The organism is Pseudobutyrivibrio sp. MD2005, from assembly GCF_000621865.1.
Lineage (GTDB): Bacteria > Bacillota > Clostridia > Lachnospirales > Lachnospiraceae > Pseudobutyrivibrio.
The window spans coordinates 204,560-226,157 of record NZ_KK211360.1 but is presented as its reverse complement, the minus strand read 5'-3'; the positions used below and the strand labels follow the sequence as shown (position 1 = coordinate 226,157).

General features: G+C 33.9%; 22 protein-coding genes and 1 pseudogene. 3 read left to right on the top strand and 20 right to left on the bottom strand.

The annotated features are described in order from the left end of the window. A pseudogene (locus T498_RS16830) lies at positions 1-173 on the top strand (IS110 family transposase); the annotation flags it as partial. A 206-nt stretch (positions 174-379) separates the two neighbouring features. Here the strand turns inward: T498_RS16830 and T498_RS0113925 are convergent. The 7 genes from T498_RS0113925 to T498_RS16420 all read right to left on the bottom strand — a co-directional run bounded on the left by T498_RS0113925 (position 380) and on the right by T498_RS16420 (position 8,810). Further along, positions 380-1,087 (bottom strand): hypothetical protein, encoded by a 708-nt coding sequence (locus tag T498_RS0113925; RefSeq protein ID WP_028236453.1) that lies wholly within the window; start codon positions 1,085-1,087, stop codon positions 380-382. Beyond that, positions 1,080-2,135, bottom strand: coding sequence for a helix-turn-helix transcriptional regulator (locus tag T498_RS0113920; RefSeq protein ID WP_028236452.1), 1,056 nt, complete (start codon positions 2,133-2,135; stop codon positions 1,080-1,082). The genes T498_RS0113925 and T498_RS0113920 overlap by 8 nt, the downstream gene beginning before the upstream one ends. Positions 2,136-2,207: 72 nt before the next feature. Beyond that, positions 2,208-3,251, bottom strand: a complete 1,044-nt coding sequence (locus T498_RS0113915; RefSeq protein WP_028236451.1) for a hypothetical protein — start codon at positions 3,249-3,251, stop codon at positions 2,208-2,210. After that, positions 3,238-4,341 (bottom strand): hypothetical protein, encoded by a 1,104-nt coding sequence (locus T498_RS0113910; RefSeq protein ID WP_028236450.1) that lies wholly within the window; start codon positions 4,339-4,341, stop codon positions 3,238-3,240. Before T498_RS0113910 ends, T498_RS0113915 begins: the two co-directional genes overlap by 14 nt. A gap of 14 nt (positions 4,342-4,355) precedes the next feature. Further along, a complete protein-coding gene (locus T498_RS0113905) occupies positions 4,356-5,345 on the bottom strand; it encodes a hypothetical protein (RefSeq protein WP_028236449.1) in 990 nt (329 codons plus the stop codon). Next, entirely contained in the window at positions 5,346-6,602 is a 1,257-nt protein-coding gene (locus T498_RS0113900) for an AAA family ATPase (RefSeq protein ID WP_028236448.1), read from the bottom strand. Between the two features lie 162 nt (positions 6,603-6,764). Then, positions 6,765-8,810 carry an AAA family ATPase gene (locus T498_RS16420; protein ID WP_051524847.1) on the bottom strand — a complete coding sequence of 682 codons (2,046 nt, stop codon included), beginning with the start codon at positions 8,808-8,810 and terminating at the stop codon, positions 6,765-6,767. A gap of 170 nt (positions 8,811-8,980) precedes the next feature. Here T498_RS16420 and T498_RS0113890 point away from each other — a divergent pair, with 170 nt between their 5' ends. Next, the gene (locus T498_RS0113890) at positions 8,981-10,489 is read left to right on the top strand and encodes a DUF2779 domain-containing protein (RefSeq protein ID WP_028236447.1); all 1,509 of its coding nucleotides are present in this window, start codon (positions 8,981-8,983) and stop codon (positions 10,487-10,489) included. Beyond that, a complete protein-coding gene (locus T498_RS16825; RefSeq protein ID WP_155951086.1) occupies positions 10,482-10,631 on the top strand; it encodes a hypothetical protein in 150 nt (49 codons plus the stop codon). Before T498_RS0113890 ends, T498_RS16825 begins: the two co-directional genes overlap by 8 nt. 147 nt (positions 10,632-10,778) lie before the next feature. Here the strand turns inward: T498_RS16825 and T498_RS0113880 are convergent, their stop codons facing one another. The 13 genes from T498_RS0113880 to T498_RS0113820 form a co-directional block, all read right to left on the bottom strand. Continuing rightward, entirely contained in the window at positions 10,779-11,003 is a 225-nt protein-coding gene (locus tag T498_RS0113880; protein ID WP_028236446.1) for a hypothetical protein, read from the bottom strand. 331 nt (positions 11,004-11,334) lie between these two features. Further along, positions 11,335-11,964: a TetR/AcrR family transcriptional regulator gene (locus T498_RS0113875; protein ID WP_028236445.1), complete on the bottom strand. Its 630-nt coding sequence runs from the start codon at positions 11,962-11,964 to the stop codon at positions 11,335-11,337. An 8-nt stretch (positions 11,965-11,972) separates the two neighbouring features. Beyond that, positions 11,973-12,542, bottom strand: coding sequence for a flavodoxin family protein (locus T498_RS0113870; RefSeq protein WP_028236444.1), 570 nt, complete (start codon positions 12,540-12,542; stop codon positions 11,973-11,975). A 138-nt stretch (positions 12,543-12,680) separates the two neighbouring features. Continuing rightward, positions 12,681-12,836: a hypothetical protein gene (locus T498_RS16820; protein WP_155951085.1), complete on the bottom strand. Its 156-nt coding sequence runs from the start codon at positions 12,834-12,836 to the stop codon at positions 12,681-12,683. 41 nt (positions 12,837-12,877) lie between these two features. Continuing rightward, the gene (locus T498_RS0113860) at positions 12,878-13,213 is read right to left on the bottom strand and encodes a hypothetical protein (RefSeq protein ID WP_028236443.1); all 336 of its coding nucleotides are present in this window, start codon (positions 13,211-13,213) and stop codon (positions 12,878-12,880) included. 35 nt (positions 13,214-13,248) lie between these two features. After that, positions 13,249-15,309 (bottom strand): AAA family ATPase, encoded by a 2,061-nt coding sequence (locus T498_RS16415; RefSeq protein ID WP_051524845.1) that lies wholly within the window; start codon positions 15,307-15,309, stop codon positions 13,249-13,251. A gap of 115 nt (positions 15,310-15,424) precedes the next feature. Continuing rightward, positions 15,425-15,583 (bottom strand): hypothetical protein, encoded by a 159-nt coding sequence (locus tag T498_RS16815; RefSeq protein ID WP_155951084.1) that lies wholly within the window; start codon positions 15,581-15,583, stop codon positions 15,425-15,427. A 75-nt stretch (positions 15,584-15,658) separates the two neighbouring features. Next, complete coding sequence (locus T498_RS17130; RefSeq protein WP_256380497.1) at positions 15,659-15,787, bottom strand: hypothetical protein; 129 nt, start codon at positions 15,785-15,787, stop codon at positions 15,659-15,661. A gap of 208 nt (positions 15,788-15,995) precedes the next feature. Then, positions 15,996-16,967 (bottom strand): hypothetical protein, encoded by a 972-nt coding sequence (locus T498_RS0113840; protein WP_028236442.1) that lies wholly within the window; start codon positions 16,965-16,967, stop codon positions 15,996-15,998. An 82-nt stretch (positions 16,968-17,049) separates the two neighbouring features. Then, on the bottom strand, positions 17,050-18,231 hold the full coding sequence (locus T498_RS0113835) for a hypothetical protein (protein WP_028236441.1): 1,182 nt from the start codon (positions 18,229-18,231) through the stop codon (positions 17,050-17,052). 130 nt (positions 18,232-18,361) lie between these two features. Next, positions 18,362-19,303, bottom strand: a complete 942-nt coding sequence (locus T498_RS0113830; protein ID WP_028236440.1) for a hypothetical protein — start codon at positions 19,301-19,303, stop codon at positions 18,362-18,364. A 21-nt stretch (positions 19,304-19,324) separates the two neighbouring features. After that, the gene (locus T498_RS0113825) at positions 19,325-20,530 is read right to left on the bottom strand and encodes an MBL fold metallo-hydrolase (RefSeq protein ID WP_028236439.1); all 1,206 of its coding nucleotides are present in this window, start codon (positions 20,528-20,530) and stop codon (positions 19,325-19,327) included. A gap of 16 nt (positions 20,531-20,546) precedes the next feature. Continuing rightward, positions 20,547-21,530, bottom strand: a complete 984-nt coding sequence (locus tag T498_RS0113820; protein ID WP_028236438.1) for a helix-turn-helix transcriptional regulator — start codon at positions 21,528-21,530, stop codon at positions 20,547-20,549. Between the last annotated feature and the right edge of the window lie 68 nt (positions 21,531-21,598).

The window sequence follows — 21,598 nt, the reverse complement described above, 5'->3', positions numbered from 1 at the left end:
ATGTACTCATCAAAACCATGCCACAGGACGATCCTGTTTATCAGTTCTTAGATAAGAAACGGGCACAAGGCAAGCCTTACTATGTCTATATGACAGCCGGTGCAAACAAGTTTCTAAGAATCTACTATGGACGAGTGAAAGAATACTTAGCCACTCTTCCAGAATCGAATTAATCTCAATCAATAAAACTATTCAGACCAGCACTGGTTGTGGTGGTCTTATTTTGATACCTTCTTTTCAACCTGTATAAAAATTTCATTGTTCTTTAATTTAGCCTTGACTTTTTATTTGCAGGCTATATAAAACTGTTCTATAATCAGAATAAAGAAAGCGATGCACGAAAAATCGTGCATCGCTATACAGATTAAAATATCTAATATTATTCTTTTCGCTTCGTTGCATGGCCATAAACCCATAATGCTCTATCTATTTTTCTATCTATTTCCTTGCTACCAAATAAACAATTTAGGAGCCAACAATACTCCAAATACATATTTGTCACTTTATCTGTTTCTGCTTTCAAAGGTGCATCTCCGACCCATATTTCTCCAGGACTTTTTTCCATAAGAATCGCTTTTAATGCTTTATGTGCAAATTTATCATAAATTGGCCATTTACCACTTGATTTAAAATACATAAGATTAATAATATATACAGCACCAAAATTATTTGGAACAGGTCCGGCATCTAGATATTTTTTATATTCTATTTCAAATTTCTCTTCATCAATAGAATCTATCTTTGGAACTTTATTTAAATAGTCTTTAAGTTCGTTCGATTTAATAGTTCGCCCATATCCATTAAGATAGTTTCCATCTTTCATTTCGATTTCATAATTGTCACCTTCCCTTTTCAATCGTCCAGCTTTCCAAGCTACAACAATATCATCTATAATTCCCTTATCCAAATGATCTTTTTTTATAATGTTTTCTTCGTATTCTCTACACACATTATTATTTACTTTTATTCCTAGGCTATTAATAATCTGTTTTCCATCTTCAGAAATTTTATCACTCTCACAAAAATACAGATATTCAAAGTCATCTACAAAATCTTTAAACCATTCCTTAGAATATAAATCACTCATACCCCAGCAATCCTTTCTTCAACTCATCAACAACCTGCTCCTTTATACGTTTAGGTTCTAGCACAATAACATCAGGCGCATAATTCTTTGCAAACTGAACTATTGCCTGGTCGGTTGCCTGTACTGTAACCTCTACATAGCTTTCCTCTTTCTTGACAACCTTAATATCTTTCCCAAACATATCAACGATATCGCTTAACATAACATCAACGATTTTCATCTTGACCTTCGAGCTGCCACTACTGTACATATAAACATGCTCTTTCATGTATGTCGCCAGGTTTAATTTCTGGCCATTAGACCATTTTAGTTTTTCAAAAGGTTTAATATTTTCATCTAGGATACTTATATCAGCAATTCTATCAATACGATAATTTGAAACATCATCATATTTGTCATAATTGCAAATTAAATAGTATTTCCCTTCCTTTGCAACCATCTGATACGGAGAAACTATATAAACTCTTTCATTTCCATCTGCCTGCTTTTTCTTTACAGTATTCAAATCCAAATCATATTCCAAATATTTAAATGAAACCTTTTTCCCATGAGAAATAGCTTCATCTAAAATATCTATGTTAAAAAACAGTTGGTGATTATTAGTTTTGTCCTCAGGCATTGTAGCTATATGCTTTATTCTTGATCTAAAATATACATTAGAAAGTTTTTCAAGTTTCTCAATCAAGGTCTTACACTGACTATATGGTAGGTGTGTGGAAAACAAAAGACCGTCAATCAATAACCTAAGCTCACTGTCTGTAATGTCTCTTGCCATATAAAAATCTGATAAAATATAGCTTTCTTCCATTTCTCCAGTCGTTTTATTTTTAATCATACGCAGAGATTCGCTATACTCTATCTCATAACCAAATTCTATAAGATCCATCAGATTGGCTTTTACTGATTTACGGTCTACAATCATTTCATATTCTTTTTTTAAAATTTCTTCGATTTCCTTCTGACTTAGTCTGTGATTCTCGTCAGTATACTTACGAAGAATGTCTAGGATATTAAAAATCAACATCTTTTTTGGTTGTTTAGCACTCACACGCTTATCCTCCTTCAGCAGTTTATGTAAGCATAACAACATTATATGTCGATTCTGTGGACACTTTTTTGGTCATCCTAATCCCTTTATATACATAATTACGTCGGGACTTGTTAAATCACTGATTTCAATTTCATCTAAAGCCTTAGAAAGTTTTTCTCCATTTCCTGCGTTGCCCTTAACAAAACTAATAATGGTTTTGTATACTTCATCATCCTCTCCTAAGGGTTCCTGCCATTTTTTAATATTATAAAGAGGTGATATCCAATCAAACTGTCCTTTCCATCTACCAAAGGATCCACTAAACAGACTACCATTAAACCATTTGCCTTGATAATTCTTGGTAATAAGTTCTACGATTCGACCATTGTCAGCAATATTATAAATAATAGCTGGTTGTGTTGGACCCAAAGGCCAGGTATCTATTGCAACAATATCTCCAGGTTTATATGGAAGTGGCAATTGTAGCATTATACTATTTGCAAATTGAAAAACAGAGAAATTTACATTGAGTCTCTTCATACTAATTACAATATGACTTTCCTCAAACAATATTGGTGTATCGCCAGCAATCGCGTAATATGTATTTAATTGTTCATATATACCATGAGCCTTTCTTTTTACCCATTTCTTTACTTCATACCAACGGGGGGAACGCTCAGCAGAATCTGAATCCTCTTCCTCCTCTTCCCATATTTCCTGTTGAATTATCAACTTTGCATACTCATAACTATCAGCTACACCAAGAAGATATGATTTACATTCTTTAATATCAACATCATACCAGCATGATTCAATTGTAAATTGACAAGTCCCCTTTTCAGCAAGCGCATCTATTGCCTTATCAAATTCTTTAGCAACGTCCGCGAATTTATAGATTTCTATATCGATATCTTCTGGATAACCATCATCAACAATTTCTTCAATAACTGCTAACTTCCTAAACCAATCTCTTTTTATATCAAGACCCACTGGTGCAGCAATCATAAGCTCCATAATTTTCTCAGGAACTAGTTTTATTCGCTTAAGATGTTGCCTCATATCAATCGATGGCATGAAGGTATCAATAAGTTCTTCATACATAGATTGATTTAAGGTTAAATTAAGAGTTTTCATAATTTGCTATTTCATCCAAAATCTTATAAACAGGACTTGTATGTATAAGGAATGTTCCCATCTCCTTCTTTGCTCTTTCATGTTCATATTCGGAGACGATTTGTCTGTATCCATAAGTGTATTCCCATATATCTATTTCCTTACTAATGTGTTTGGCCATTAATAACAATAAACGCTGTGGGCCAATAAACTCACCGTTGTAATACTCTAAATCTAAATAGTCTGCCATTACATCATCACTAACAAATAACGGATTATTCTCGTAAAAACCTGTCGACCAGCCACTGGCATTCATGTCTGAAGCATCACAACCTTCTGAACTCTTTCCAGTCCTTTCTTTAGCCCTACGCTTCATTTCAGGATAGGTTGTCAGCAATATAAAAGGTTCTGTTGTTCTCCCCCAATTGCCACCCGCTCCACGAACTATGTCACCTCGTTTAAAAGGCACTGGAATATCAAACCACATCTGTTCAAAAAAATCCTTTTCAATATCAATAGCAGCACCATAAAAATCATAGGGAGAATCAATTTCTAAAAGTGTTCCATTTAAGTTATAAATAGCACTTACTTTATTTACAACTTCAATTTCAGGCCGTTTAAAAGATCCTTTTCTTATTTCAAATCCAATATAATTGTGATTTCCACAATCTTCATCATTTTTCACTTCATCTATGACATAAGATAAAGCATCCTCGACATTAGCAAATATGTATCCCGATTCCTGCAAATTATCAGCGTAGGGCTCTTCATATGTTGAATCTAATATAAAGAACACCTGACAATATTCATCTGATTTCATAGCATAAAATGTTCCAACAAATTCAGTTAAATCGTGAATGTACTGCAAAATCAAAGCATGTGTACTTTGACCCTCAATAACAGATTTACACCACCTTTTATTCCCATCGCTTCCTAAAATATAATCGTCTGTAGAATCTACCAATTCTTTAAAAGCCTTTTGCTTTTCTTTAACGCCCCTAAACCTGCTTTTGTAAATGATATACGCTTGTTCCAACAAACTAAATTGATAATCTATCTCATTCAAGTAGCATCTAACATCTTTAGAATTTAAAAAATCTAATATGTTCATATTTTATTACCTTCTCAGAATCCAATCCTGCGTAAATCCCTATCCAAAATAAGATCTTCCAAATGCAATTCTCGCTCTAACTGCTCATATAATACTTTTCGTTGTAACGCTATAAACTGTTCAATATTCAAATTACGTTGAAAGTATTCTCTTAAAGCACCTAAAACTCTGTTCTCATTCTCTAAAGGCTTCGTACAAACCTCTAATTCAAGGTATGTTTTAGCAATTCCATCAAGCCAAACTTGACCATCATCTGTAACTCCGTATCCAATCGGCATCATATCTGTTACATCCCAAACCTTTTCAAATCTTTCCTTCTTAAATGCGACTTCTTTAGGATTATCAGACTGTTCTATCCAACCGGGTAAGCTTTTTAATACATAAATATTATTTTTATTATCAGATACTAAATCTCCTTGCTTAAACGGAGTAGGAAAATCAAACCACATACCATTAAATGACTCCGATAATAACGCTCTCTCAGCCTCTGTAAGCCAGGATTTTTCTATAAAAGTTTTCTCCATATTCGGGTTATACTCAACTTTTATATATTCATTTCTATCTATATATGTTTTTCGTATTTGCGATATTTTATTTTCATCTAGCATGTCATTTCTGAGAGTATCTATGCATTTCTCTAATGAACTAAATGCATTTTCAAAATTCGCAGTCCATTCCTTATCACAAAGACATTTATAAGCATACGAATACACAGCATGGTCTCCTGCTTTTTCATATTCATCTATTGCATGTTTTTCAAATGACATATAGTTCCTTATTAAATCATGTAAACTCGGCCAATATCGACAATTCATCCTTTCTGGCACAGTGCTATCAGGCATATTATCGATAATCCATTGCCAATCTTCATGACGAATTGTAAGAGGATGCTCCGTGCCATTAAGCCAAATAAGCCATGCCATTTCTGTAGCAGAAAACTCATACTTCACGTTTGATAGCTTATTTTGGATTGCATGAGATTCTATATACTTTAATATATCCATTTAGCTCGCCTCTTTTAGCTTTGCTAATTCCTTGTATGAAATAGTTTTCTTTTCAATTAGTGCCTCAATTAAAGAATCTAAAAAAGCTCGATTTCTTATAAGGATTTGTTTTACCTGCAAATAATATTTGGAAACCTCTGCGTTAGTAACACTATCAAGATGATCATATATTTGTTCACTTGTTTCATTTCCATGACACCAAGAATTAAAATCATAGGCTGCAACATTATCTAAAAGTATACGGGTCAGATTGTATGCTCTGTGTAAATCAGTATTACAACCCATATCCACTTCAGCTAAAACGATTTCTGTAGCTGCTTTTCCTGCAAGATTTATCATTATTTCCGCTTCTTGGTTAGAAAACAAATCATCCTCATCATGGTCTCTAGATACTAATCCGCCAATAGAACTGCCATTTAATGAAGCTATAGAGATAAAATCAACAGTTCCAGGCTGCAGTATCTCAGCAATGACGCAATGGCCAGCTTCATGCACTGCGTGTCTTTTTAAGATATCTTCAGATACATCTACCTCATCATCAGAAACTTTATAGAATGTTCGTAAACAGGATTTTATTAAATCGTTTTGATTAATCTTTTCTCTGCCTTCAAAAGCTACATATAATCCAGCTTCATTAATGACTCTTTCCAAATCAGCACAAGAATATCCTCGACAAAATCTTGCTAATTCTTCAGAATCTATATCCTCACACAAATTCATATCCTGAAGATAATACGCAATTATTTTTCTGGCATCATCGTTTCTAGGGACTGACATATAAAAAATTCTATCAAACCTACCACTTCTGATTAGAGAGTTAGGTAAAGTCCTAATATTATTCGTCGTTGCCACAACAAAAACGTCTTTCTCTTTAACATCATCTATACAAGCTTGAATAGTCACGTATTCCTCAGCATCCCTATGATATTCATCTTCATTTGCAAATTTATCCATATCATCGAGAAAAACTATGGATGGCGTGTTTTCTGAAGCCTTCTGAAATATTTCTCTAATATAATCTACAAAGCTTCCATCCGGTTTATCCTTTCTAATTACATAAAAAGTTCTTCCACTTTCCTTTATAAAGCTCATAGCCAAAAGAGTTTTTCCTATGCCTGGAACACCATCAAATAGAATTCCTCTAGGCACCTTAACTCCCAATTGCTGGTACTTTTCAGGATTGTGCATAGCATCTAGAAACCTATCTAATTCTCTTTTTATAGAATCATATCCAATAACCTTATTTAACTCTCTCATTTTCTTTTCCTCCTAAATAATGCCGAGGGGTTTATAGTTCATAACAAGTAATCTTTCTTGTTGTACTTAAAATACATCCAAGGATGTACGTTTTTTTACCCATACCCGAAGAAAAAAATAGATCACATTTTTTAAATATCTTTGAAATATTAGAAAACTCATCTAGGCTAAAGAAAAACCTATTCTCCTTGTAATCTTCTTTGATGTTACAGGCGCTTCAATATCATCTTCGCATATACGTTTTACATCATCACTAGTCACAGCTTCATAATCCATATGAACAAGCCTGCTGTTCTGAGCCATCTTTGCTTTCTCAACAAGATTTCTAGCATATCTACCATTGCCAAAGTCTACCTGATCTCGCACATTTTCCATAATGTCTCTAATCTTATTTTTTGCAGAATTATCAAAGCTAAGCCCTTTCTTTGCTGCCTCAAATTCAGCGATTTGGCATAGTTCTTCTGTAGTATAGTCCTCGAATTGAACATAATGAGCTATACGAGATCTAAGGCCTGGGTTCTTATCAAGAAATTCTTCCATCTTATCTGGATAGCCAGCAAATATAACTATTACATCATCCCTATGGTTTTCCATTTCCTGCACAATTGTATTAATAGCCTCATCACCATAAGAACCATTTCTATTATCAACAAGAGAATATGCTTCATCTATAAATAAAACTCCCCCACTTGCTTGTCTAAATACCTTTTTTATATTAGGCGCAGTCCATCCTACATATTTTCCTACAAGATCAGCTCTTCCAACTTCAACAATATGACCTTTTGAAATAATCTCATTATCTCTTAGAATTCTTGCAAACAATCTTGCCACTGTGGTTTTAGCTGTGCCTGGATTGCCCGAAAAAATCATATGATTACAGATTGACTCAGGCCTTAAACCCTTATCACAAAAAACTTTTTGAGCTTTATAGCAATCTAGAGCCTGATTTATCACCTTCTTAGCAGCCTGCAGCCCAATCATTGAATTAAGTTCCTCATATGCGCTACCTTTTATTTTTTTATTTTTTATTTCTGTTTTGGCACAGTTTATATCTTTGTATTGGCTATATATTGTCTGCTTCAGCTTTTGATTGTACCATTCATCAAATAAACCATTTAATTCTGGAATTAAGTATCCATGTTCTTCTTCAATCATAGATACCAGTTTTTTATCCACTCTAATAGTGTATTCTTTTGCACGTTTCTTCAAATATGAGACAGCATCATCGTTAAATACCAGTTCCTCTTTTATTTCTACAAATGAAAGCATGCCAATATGTTCAAAAATCTTCAATTGCAATCTCTTACTTTCCCTTGGCATGGAGATTATTGTTAGGACATCACTACTATGACGGCGAATAACATTACAGAGGTCCTCCATATAATAATAATCTGAGCTAATCTCATCATCTTCATCATCGCAAGCATCATCCATATTCAAAATCACTGTTCCCCCAACACAACTGCAATAAAGTGATTCTATCCATCTTTTTGAAAACTCAACGGAACCGTTAAGATCCACTTCAACATATCTTCTATTATTTATACGTCTTGCTTTGTAAAGAGCCTGTAGCAAAAGTTTTTTCATACCTTCTTGAGTATGATCATCATCACTTTCAATCATATAATCTACTGGATGCCCTAAAATGTATTTATTTTGTTGGCTTGCAAATATACGGTCCAATTCTGGCATAAAAGTTTCTCTCGTAAAATATGTACCAGCAAGCTTATATATTGTTTCTTTATCTATATCGCTAATAATATCCTCTGCAAAACTATTTCTAATTCGTCGGCCTCCAAAAATAGTTGATATAGAATCAAGATTAAATTCTCTCAATAAATCATCGGCAGATATTACGAAACCATCTCCATAGGCTTTATGGAGCATTATATTAAATTCAAAGAATGTGGTTTCTTTTATTTCTAATGATTCTAATTTAAAACCATTCATGGCAAAAAATCTTTTCACTATGTCTTCTACATCAAGATTTTCTCTTATAACCATTCCCATCTCACAGCAATCACCGTGACGCCCTTCAGAAATAAATAAATATCCTTTTTCAATAAAGGCTTCTGTATATGTTTCACATTGTTTTGATAGATTACGCATAAATTCTTGTAGACTTAGCTGGCTGTTTTTCTTTTCCTGATTTATATTCTTTTCTATATCCGCTTCATTCATTAATGCTGTAATTTTAAAGAATTGCATAGGCACCTCCGTATAACGTTATTGCATTCACATTATCTTTTAGTTTTTTGTTGTACATAATATATCTCTGAAGATGTACGTTTTTTTCCACATGGTTAGGCACACAATACAAATAGCTTTAAAGAAAAGACACATTTTGCTTCTATAATAGAAAAATCGGAGGTTCAGCTATGGTAACTGTTTCAAAATCAAAGTATTGCAAGTTCATGCAATGTCCGAAAATGGCATGGCTAGACAAATATCATCCTGAATTAATAGAAATTGATGCTATAACACAAGCTCGTTTTGATACTGGTCATGAGGTTGGTGACTTAGCAAAAGGTCTCTTTGGAAATTATGTTGATGTCAGCACCTTCAACAAGGACGGATTAATTGATATTCCTGCAATGTTAAAAAAGACAAAAGAAGAACTGGCAAATAATACGCCAGTTATTTGTGAAGCCGCTTTTTCCATTGATGGATTGTACTGTGCTGTCGATTTATTACGACATGAAGAAGACGGCTGGTCTATTTATGAAGTTAAAAGTTCAACCTGTAAGAAAGAAGTTGATGAAGTCTACATAATAGACATTTCATTCCAAAGATATGTTTTAGAAAAAGCTGGAATTATAGTTAAGAACACATACTTGGTAAACATAAATAATAAATACGTATTTGATGGCACTATGGATATCTCTCAGTTTTTTGCTATTACTGATATTACTTCCGAAGTCAAATCAGAAATGACTAATGTTGCTTCAAATATTAAACGAGCCAGAGAGATATTGGGTTGTAATGACATGCCTAATATAGATTTGGGAGAACACTGCTGCTTGCCATATGAATGTTCCTATTGGAATTACTGCACACGCAATCTTCCTAAACCTAATGTATTTAGCATGTACCATATGGCCTTTAAGAATAAAATTGAATTATATAAAAAAGGACTAGTCAGTTATAAAGCTTTGCAAGATTCAAATGCTCGACTAACCTCTACTCAACATAGGCAGATTCAATACCAACTTAATGACTTAGAACCTTATATAGATACAGATGGAATAAGAGACTTCCTATCAAATCTATCATATCCACTATATTTCTTGGATTTTGAAACAGTACAGCCAGTAATCCCTATTTATGAGGGGACTAAACCATATCAACAAATTCCATTCCAGTATTCACTCCACTATATAGAATACGAAGGTGGTCCTCTTCAACACAAAGAATTCCTCGGCATTTCTGGCGAAGATCCAAGACGCGCTATTGCTGAAGCACTAGTAAGGGATATTCCAATGAATGTCTGCACAACCGCCTATAATAAAGCATTTGAATGCACTCGACTAAAAGAACTGGCAAATACATTCCCAGATCTAGCTGAGCATCTTTTGAATATTCAAGAAAACATATTAGATTTGCTAGTTCCATTTCAAAGTGGTTACTATTACAATCGCGCTATGGGTGGTTCATTTTCAATCAAAAGCGTGCTACCTGCACTATTCCCAGATGACCCAACTCTTGATTACCATAATTTGGAAGACATACAAAACGGCGGAGATGCAATGACAATTTTCCCCAGAATAAAAGATATGTCACCATCTGATCAAAAACGGGCCCGCCAAAATCTTTTAAAATATTGCGAATTAGATACATTTGCAATGGTTAAGGTATGGGAAGAACTTGTAAAAGTCGCAAATGAATAATGGGAAGATTTTTATCAAAGAAGTATATATTTTAAACAAGATATTTGATGGTTCTTGGAATGAGCTAGAAGGAAATATTTCACACGAAATCATAGATTTTATTCGTACAGATTCATGTAAATATTTCGTATATGCAATATAGAAACACCTGATTTGCAATCAGATGCTGCTATTGCATAAGAAAACCTGCAGAGTAAATCTGCAGGTACTTTGTTGACTAAAAGTTTAAAAAGTAGAAAAGTTTTTGACTTTTTAAACTTTTAATTTTGAAAACATGAAGATGTGATTTTTATTCGCTCAAGCTTAAAACTTTACCGCAATAAGGACATGTTCCTTTTCCCATAAAATGAAATAGTGCTTCTCGCTCCTTATCCGTAACTAAAAATCGACCGTATCCATCATTTGGACGGTCAGTATATCCTCCTGAAATATACTCAAGTTCTTCGATTGAAAGCATATCAAGCCTTTCATTGATTTGCGCTTTCAATTCTTCTCTTCTTTTTTCGTCGCTCATATAACACCTTCTTTTTAATCGCATACACTTCCTAGTAACACAGAGCATGTATCTAGAAATTTCTTAAGTATAAATCTATCAAAAAAATATGTTATTTTTATGTTGTGATAAGTAGGTTTAAAGACGATTCACTTGTTGTCACCATTTGATCTAACGCTCCATATTTGCCTCTATTAAGTGTGTCTAGAATCCAGAAAGGGATACCATATGAAATTAAAGAAGTAGACACCGTAAACAAATTTTGTCCCCGTTAGTTGAACGATAGTCACATTTGTGCCCCCTGTATTTGCAATTTCGTTTGCGATACCCATTACCAGGAATCGTTTTACAATCATTTTTGAAATAATAGAGTCTTATAAATTTTTTTATAACTGTTTTCTAAGAATCCTTCTTTTTCGAAATATCCTTCTCCTTTTAAATAGTCTTCTTTGCTATTAGCGATTAGTATTACTCCTGCAATCATGCCCCATATCCTAAATATTTCTTCATAATAATTATCTATTTTAGTAAATATTCCTTGAGAGACTCCATCATCCAAATAGCCAATAATCAGTTTATTTATTTCTTCACCAACCTCATATGTTAGCTTGGCCCAGTCACTTTCTTTATCGAGATTCTCCGAAATGTTTCCCAAACTCATTTTAAATATTTCAGGATAATCCTTTTCGTATTTCTCTATTGATTTGCACACGCCTAAAAACACATGCTCTTGATTATCGTCAATATTAATTGCATCGAGTATGGAATCTCTTAATTTAGTTAAACTGTAATATGATAAGAACGTGACAATATCTTGTTTATTTTTGAAATAGACATACAGAGTCGCTTTGCCGTACCCGGCCAGTGTAGCAATTTCGTCCATTTTAGTTTTATCGATATCCTTGGTTCTAAAAAGTTTTATTGCAGCCTCCGCAATCCGCTTTTGATGTACTATTGCATCTTCTCTTTTTCTGCGTGCCATAAATCACCTTATATTCTCTCTACTAATTTATTAACCTTTGCGAGGATTTTGTTTGGAACGATTTCGCGATTATTTGTATCATCACATACTGCCATACCTATTTCTTTAACTCCTGCTGTTTTAAAAAATTCCTTTGCATTTTTAGCTATACCTGAGGACTGACCAAAAATTTTGTCAAATGGAGCTTTTGTGTGACATGCCGTAAGAAGTATATAACGTTTTCCAGATAATCTAGGCATTGGAAAAGCCTTTGTATGTTTCATTGATGCTCCTACCATCCTGTCAAATAAATTCTTCACAATCGCAGGAACATTTCCCCAATAAACCGGTGCAGCAAGTATAATAACATCTGTATTTTTTATCAGACTAGTAATTTCTTCTATATCATCATTTGTATACACACACTGACCTGTCTCGTCGCATTTCCCACAACTTTTGCAATAGTCTAGTCTTTTCTCAAACAAATTAAGCTCAGTCACTTTATGCCCGAGCTCTTTTGCCCTCTTAATTGCATATTTTAACATTGAAGAGGTTTTTCCATTATTTCTATAGCTACCTTGTATTGCAAGTACTTTCATTTTAGACGCCTCCTTCTAATTGAACCCTTCAGTTCAATTAGAACATATTAGTTGACATCTGTCAAACACAAGCTACATAAATATAATAATTGTAGTATTTTCTTTTCACATTTTTAGATTAAAATGATTTATTGCAGGTCACTTAAGGAATGACCTACTGGAATCATAACGAAAATGAAGATAATCCTCCAGTTTATCTGAATCTAAATAGTACTGCTCATGAAAGTTTCTTGTTGCTACAACCTGCGGTTCAATAACAGTATCCAGATTTGTAAAACCTAACTCTTTATACATCTTCCTATACTGTAAAATATCTACACCTTAAACAATCGCTATTAATCTAAGTAACATTTGTAGTGTTTGCTACCATCATAATGAATTATTGGCTTATCGTTAAGTCCAAATTGTTCCATTATGATAGGGATAAACTCTTCACCAATGTTTATATTCATATATAGTAAAGGCTTGCCTTTATTACTAAATTCCAATCGTCCTCTTGGATAATAATAATATGGTTTGTTACATTTTTTCGGTTTCACATGCTCCCATAATAACTTATGATTATAGTTCTTTCCTGACTTTGCCACGCCGAAATTTATATTGCCATCAAAAGGAACAGCAAGTATTTCACCTTTAATAAGCCAAAACACACCTCGAATATAGTCACTCATAGATTTCTCCATTTCTGAAGTATCCAACACGCCACTCAAATAGCGAATCCTATAGTATTAACCTTTTTCTTGAGACATGCATCTGAAAGATTAACCTCGAAATCCGAGACCTCTAATCTCTCAACGCTTGCCTTAGGTATTTCCTTATCCTTGTATTCAGCATATAATCTTTGAGATTGCTTTAATACTGCCTGCTCTAACAAATTTCTCACAAAACGTCCATTTCCAAATTCCTTTTCAGTACAGGCTCTTTCACAAATACTCCTACATTTTTCAATTGCTTTATTATCGAGTTTCAGCCCTCTGTTTTTTGCCATTAGCTTAAGAATACTTGTAAGTTCCTCTCCGTTATAATCTGGAAAATTAATTTGAAAAGCAATTCTGCTTCTTAAGCCTTCATTCTGATTCAAAAACTTTTCCATCCTGTCCGGATAGCCAGCAAATATTACAATAACATTATCTCTTTGATTTTCCATTTCTTGAACAATAGTATTTATAGCCTCTGCACCATAGCTATTTCTATCGTCCACCAAAGAATATGCCTCATCAATAAATAGCACTCCACCGCTAGCTTCCTTAAACTTATCTCTAACTATACGAGCAGTCCATCCCACATATTTACCAACTAAATCAGCTCTTCCGCACTCTACCAATGCTCCGGTTTTAAGCACTCCTTCGTCTGTTAATATGTCTGTAAGTAACCTCGCAACAGTTGTTTTGGCGCTTCCTGGATTACCTGTAAATACCATATGCTTAGAAATTCCTCCATCCTGCATGCCATACCCATCACGGATGCTCTGCATTTTATACGAGGCAATAATCTGATTAGCCAAAGCCTTAACCTCAGAAAGTCCAATCATCTCCTGTAATTCTACGTAAGCACTGTCCTTCCTTTTCTTCTCGCCTGTCTTTGCAATGCATTTACACTCTTTATAAGAGCTGTATGCTTTAGTTTTAAGGACGTCCTTGCTCCACTTATTGAACGCATCATGCACATCATAGCATTTATATGTTTTTCGCTCTGACTGTAGATAATCCCCCAAACTATCATCCTCAAAAACTGAAAAATTGCTTTTTTTCACAAGATAATGAAAATACTCCATTGCCTCTTCACGCTGCCCCGTGCCCTCATGTATCTCTATTCTGTCTACGTAATCCTCAGTTTTTATCAACAATTCCTTTGCAAAACCGGAATTTTCTAATTCTTCTAAAAAGAAAAATAGCGTTTTTGAGTGGTATTCCTCAACAAGTTCAGCCAAATATCTTATTACTCGTTCATAGCTTCTTGCATAATTCCCATGATTACCATCTGAACCACGCATATCTATTACAATCGCTGCCCCGTCAGCATGTTTACACACATGCTTAAGATCAGACTCATCATAGCAGTCTTCTTTTATTTGACTTAAAAGAGTAATTCTTGAACTTAATATCCGTCCCTGACTGTAGAGCATTTGGATCATCAATTTTACAATTTCCATTCCAGATTCTTTATTTCCTGAAGAAATGCTGTAATGTACAGGATAGCCATAAAACTTCCGCGCATTTCCGCGAGCATATATTCGCTCTAGTTCATCATAAAGTGTTTTATCAGCCATTATTTCTCTGGCTCTGGCTATAGCTGATTTCTTTTTTATTTTTTCGTTGTCTGTGATTATTTCATTTATCTTGAAATATCTGTTCCCATAGAAATCAAAGTCAAGATCCCTACTAGTTTTTCTCACACTTCTTTGCATATAATCCCTATTATCAGCTTCTTCAAGCATTTCCGAATATTTCTTGGTTGTTATTTCTTCAATTGGTGAAACTGTAATACCTTCAGCACCACAAGTTTTTTCTACAGCTCGCATTATTATCTTTATTACCTTAGAAACCGAAATCCTATCAGGCCAAACCGCAACCGCAAATTCTAAGCAGCCATCATCAGCACTATAACCAACAGCAAAAAAGTCATCTTGAGAAGTGTGAGAGTATATCTCAGCATTCAGTTTTACCATTTTATCTTCAAGATATTCTTTATTTTTATCTTTATCATCGTCTTTAATTTCTACCTTTAATAAAGATTTGTATTGCAGGCTCAAGTTATAACATAGCATTGCATATTCCTCCGTTTGCTTTCATCTATCTGTGTCAAATACATCATGTACCTTATAGATCAAATAATAAAAAAAGCAATGCACCTTTTTTAGCACATTGCTTAAATTGCCTTCATTAAAAGCTACTCATGTATTGCCCTACATATACAACTTCAAAATTCTTATACAAGAAATCAATGCTGGCGCCTATACGTAATTTCTCAATTATGTTGCGATTCAATCCTATATCTTCCACATCAAAAACTTCGATGTCAGCTTCTACTACTATTTCCATTATTTTTGTTCCCTGATCCGCCACATAGTATAGCTCAACAATCTTGTAATCACATAATACCAGCTCAAACTGATACTAATAACAATAATCACCCTCGAACCAGAATGCTTCCAGATTTTCATGAAGATACTGGGTTATCGCATCGAATAGTTCTGAATAATACCTTCTCTCTATAATTATTTTTGTCTTCTCTAACTCGTTCATAATAAAGCTCCTAAAAAAACAGTATACTTCTATAATAAAAAAGCAATGCGCGGTTTGTGGCGCATTACCTTTTTGAACAATGAATGTGACACACTTTTTTTCAGTGAATCATTCATTTTTTGAATCTCCTGCCATCTCAATTTCAAATACCATCAAAATCATTATCCCAACAAAAAATACTTTTCCTCATATCCTTACACAGCCTCTATTAAGAATCAATACAAAGTTTTGTATAGTGTTTAAGAAGCATAATGCTATGTGCTCTAGGAAATAAATATAATATTTTTTTGCAAGATTTAATAAACCATTCAGGAATACCAGCTTTATACATGAGGGCTAAATCATCAGCATTCCACCCGTTCTTTCTTATTCGTCCCCAAGTGACATCTTCCGCTATTTTATATGCTTCTTCATGATTTATATTATGACTCAGTAAGAATTCATATACATCTTCCCTATGGGCAATCAGTTCTTTTAGCTCAACTTTACCAGATTTAAATAATTCCTCAGCGTTATCTTCCCAAACTCCGTTTCCGTCTCCAAAACTAAGGCCACGACATTTCACAAATTCAGCGAAAGATTTAGGATTGGCAGCATCAAAAACACGACCAGTTATAATACTCTTACCAAGTTTCTTCTGACTAGAAACCTTATTAAAACCGAAACGAAACTCCTCTTCATTATGATAGTATGACAACTTTTTCTGTGGGGCACTGACATATACAGCTACTAATTGCCCTTTTTCAGTGTGTTGGCATCTAATCTTGGCTCCGCCTATATAGTGCTCCAAATAATTTACTATTTCGGCATACATTTTCTTTGTGACGTTAATCTCAATTGATGCCAGACCTCGACCATTTTTCCCTATAACAAATTCAGAATAAAGTTTTGGGTATATAGATATTGGATTAATCTCTGACAATCCTAACAGATACGCTACTACAGAAGACCCTTGAACACCTCTAAGGCAATAATGTCTTGAGCTAGCTTGTATTCCAGTCAATAGGTCATATACGAAAATATACATTGGTGAGGAGCCTTGCTTTTTTATCGCTAACAACTCATTTTCCATTCTCTTACGCGCAATACCATCATCAATAGACATAGTTTTAAATCTTGTATAACAAAGATTCTCTAGCTTAGTATAGGCTCTTTCCGTATAAGTTAATTCTTGATTCATAATCTATTCCATCCTCAAATAACCAAAGTGCTTCCTAACATTTCAATTACTTTTCTATAATAAAAGAAGCAATGTGCTGTTTTTAGCACATTGCTTCTTTTATAGAATAATTATTCTCTTTATTCAATCTTGTTATATTATTCATAGAAATCACACGATCGTCATCACAGCGGATATTATTTAATAGCCATATCTCACATTCAGACGCTCGCGCCTTTTCTATTATAGAATCACGGTTGTCCTCAAAATATTTGATTGCTCCTAGCTTCCATTCAACCACGGAGGATTGCTCTTCATTGAAGTATTGTGAATTAGTTAATACCAAAACATTCTTAACATTAAGTTTCTCTGATAATCCGTCAAAGCAATATGAATCATTTATGTCGCCAATAGCAGCATATTGTTTTAATATTGACTCAGCCTCATCCTTTCTTTTTTTTATTAATACGTCTAAGTTAAGATATTCTCTCATCCTATCCAAATGAGTGTATATTCCAGACTGCCCTTCGCAAGTATCATACAATGACTTTATTTCACCAAATATTAGACATACCTCATTTTTTTTCTTATCAAATTCTACTCCTAGAAAATCCGGCTCATTTTTTGCTGGCACCAAGTCAGTTTTCATGATCGTTGAATGAACTCTCATCTCCTTCAACTCTTCATCTGTTTTTAGTCCCCATATCTTAAACAAATCTTTCTTATGCGGCAGTTTCTGATGATATTCCAAATCATAAATATACAGCCCATCAAATATATATTTATCCTTATGAAAATCCCTAAAAAACTTGTGTTGCCATCTTTTTTCTATATTAGGAGAGCCGTTACTAGGGCGGAAATAGTAATCCATTATTTCCTTAAAACGACACCATAAATCACAATTAATATCTTCGTCTGTATAATAACTCTTTTCCATATAAATTGTTTTTCCATCGGGTTTCATCTTGAAGTCATGATCTTTAAAGTACTTTCGAAGCTCTACTTCATTTGGCATGCCCTTAGCATGTCCAATATTGAACGAAACTTTCCAACATCTATTTTTCCCAGCAGAGAGTTTCCATACAACGTGGTTATAATAATAAATTTCTATAGCATTATTATTACCACGAAAACAAATGTTTAATTCTTCATGTTCTTGTGTAAATCTTAAAAAAACGTTCATTGCACCATGCTTATCTACAAAAGCATTTAATAATTTCGGGTCAACAGCTCTACTATCTTTCATTTCTTTAAGAGCCTGTATTTGATAATCATTCAAATGCATATTATTTACACCTCCCATATAATTATAATGTGCTTCCTGAGGGCACTGTATTGGTTAATAATAAAAAAAGTAATGTGCTGTTTTTAGCACATTGCTTTTAAAGCTAAGCAAAAATCACTTTTCAAATATTTTAGTTTATATTAACAATAATATCTGCTTTATATTCAGCAAGATAGTACTTCAAACTTTTGTTAGAATTATCGTTTAATACCTTAAGCGTCCCGTTATTGACACATGGATGATATTTATTCGCAAGCATAATTCCATTAACGCTAGTTATACCTTTTTTTAGTTCACTATATCCCCTACAATCCTCTCCTTCAGCTAAACTAAACACACCCAGTTCACCAACAAGATCGAGCATATAATTTGAATAAAAGAAAATCTCAGTTATAATGCCGATCATATTATTATTGTACTTTAATTCTACTACGTTTATAGTATCTCCATTTTTGTTCCATAAATCTATAGCAGAGTGTCCATATGTAAAAACAGATGTATGCTTTGATTTTTCTTTACAAAACAATCCTACAGGTAGCTGGCGATGGACCTTTCCTATTCCTATATTAGGATTATCTCCTAGAACAGTTCTTAAAATCCCATCCTCTTCCAACTTTTTTTCTACGCTATTTTCATCAATTCTATCTGTACCTTCTGCCTCCTTAGTAGGGGTATTATTCACTAATATATTAGATTTAATAAAATTTTGAAAATTCTCAATCTCTTTCTGCAAATAATCATCTACCTCAAACCACGAATATTGTTCTTTAAATTTCATGATACGGTAAATAAACCTACTATAATGCCCATGTCCTATGAATCCATCTGTTGGAAAACTAATATATCCATCAACTGACAGCTTCACATTCTTCTTGGAACATACTCGTGCAACAATAGCCCATCCTTCAAATGCGTTCCCAGTAACTTGCATGTTGTCTTCAACAACCTTCTTACCATTAAGACTAATCGTTACAATATTATCTTTAGAATCAATTGTGATACTTTTGGGAATCTGGTTTATTCCAAACTCTGTAAATATATTTTTTTCTATTTCAGTGTATTCTCTGTCCATAGTATGTGATTTTCCTTTCCGTTATAAAACAATAAACTCTCCATCTGTCACAGATATTAGTTTTACACCTTGAGGTAATAAAAGTTTTTCTTCAGTGCTGTTACTCGATTCGGTATGATGAACAATTATGTTTTCTGGTTTTATCATGCCAATTACACGTTCTAAATCTTCCTTCGTAACATGCCCAGAAACATGCGCCTTAATTAAATTATCGCCGGAATAATCCACCAACTGCTTTATATTTGAATACTTATTTATGTAACCACTCCACATAGAGTAAATCATACATGTGTCTTTTGGGTGTCTTTCGAAATAGTCCTTTACAATTAGCGGAAAATAATAATTTGACCTAATAGCCATTCCAAAACCAGCCTTTTCAGCCTTCTTCAACACATAATCACTGGAGTACAACACCTTACGAGATTTTAAAGTTTCCTCTCTTTCTTCGTCATATATCTTCATTAAATCATACTGATATCTATCAGTTATCATATACTTTCCATTTGGCACACATCTTGAAAATGATGCAATTCTATCTAACTGTGATGAAGATGCCAGTAAGAAAACATATTTATACTTTTTAAATGCCTCTACAAAAGCTGGTACTAAAGCCTGCTCTGTAAGATATGGCACATTCAACGAGGTTTCTTTAGAAATATTTGTCCCTTCTGTAATCATCAAATCAATATGTCCTAGATTCATTAATGAAACCTCTACTTTATCCTTATAGAAACCGTGCAAACGATAATCACCAGTAATAAGAATTCTTTTACCATATGCTTCTATTAAGAACATTACAGAGTTAGTAGCAGAATGGTCTGATTCTAACGCCGTTATAGTGAACTCTTTAATCCTAATAGGCTTACAAATTTCAATCTCATTAACATTATCTGCCCATACTGCTCCCACTACTCCTTTTTTATAATCCTGTTGAAGCTCAAGAATTTTCCGAGCATGCTTTTCCATATAGACTGGAATCGCCACGTCAACAAAATCAACCTCACCGATATGGTCCCCATGATAGTGCGTGAGAAAAATACCATCGCAATTTGTAGTGCCAGTAGTAACACCATCTATATCAAGTCTAGCTTGATCACCTTCTCCTTCTAGCGGTGCTCCTATATCAAATAACAATCTAGTATCATCTGTAAATATTTCCGTGCACACACCACCAATCTGCTTTGCACCTCTGTGTAGTCTAACTTTTACAGTTCCCTTCGTTTCCATACTTTATCTCCTGTCATTAGCAATACTTCTTTTCTATTTCCTTGCATGCACTCTGGATGCGTTTTCTCATACTTTCTGGTTCAAGAACTTCAATGTTCAATCCATACTGCATTGCCCAGTAGAAAAAAGTGTCTGGATTGCACTTCAAACTAACAATAATCTCATCTTCACCTTCTGGTAGAACTCTAAAATCCTTTCCAAAGCTATCCACCAGATTATCCATAAGATTCTCATGAGCTTTTAACTTAATATGAATACTTTCACCGGAATACATATAAAAATGCTCGGCTAAATAATCCTTTAAATTAAGACCGCTTTCATAGCCCTGAATACTTTTGATTGGCTTATTTTTATCTTTTAGTATCTCCACATTAGTAATTCTATCTAACCTAAAATGTGAGAGATTCTCATATTCCTCTGTCTTTGCTATGAGATAGTATTTACCTCTATTACTAATCATTTGGTAAGGACTTACTATGTATTTTTGACTACGTTTAGGGTGAAGCTTAAAATCAATTCCATATTGCAGGTAAGAAAACGCTATCTGTCGACCTTTTGAAATAGCTTCGTCTATAATTGCTATAGAATCCATGACCATTGGATTATCAGTATTCTTCCCACTTGAAGTGCTGTGAATATGAGATACATGCGCTTTAAAGTATTTATTAGAATAACGTTCTAGCTTCTTTACAAGTGAATGGGCAGCTTTGTCAGAAATGGCCCCAGATGTAAAAATACTATCTATCAAAAGACGCAATTCTGCGTCTGTAAAATCTCTAGTATTCAAATAATATCCCTGTTTTGCCACAATATCATAACCCATCTCTTGAAGGCTTACTATATTATTCTTAACAGCTCTTCTTTCACAATCCATTCCATAGTTGGTCTTTAGCAAATCGATAATATCCTGTTGTAGAAGCCTATGCTCACTATCTGAATACTCTCGGAGTATATCCAATATAAGCATATTCAGCATTTTCTTTGTTCCAGTTCCATACATAGTCTTGTCTCCTCGCCAAATTTTATCTACTTAGGATAATAACATTAATCTATGTGCATTTTATGGCA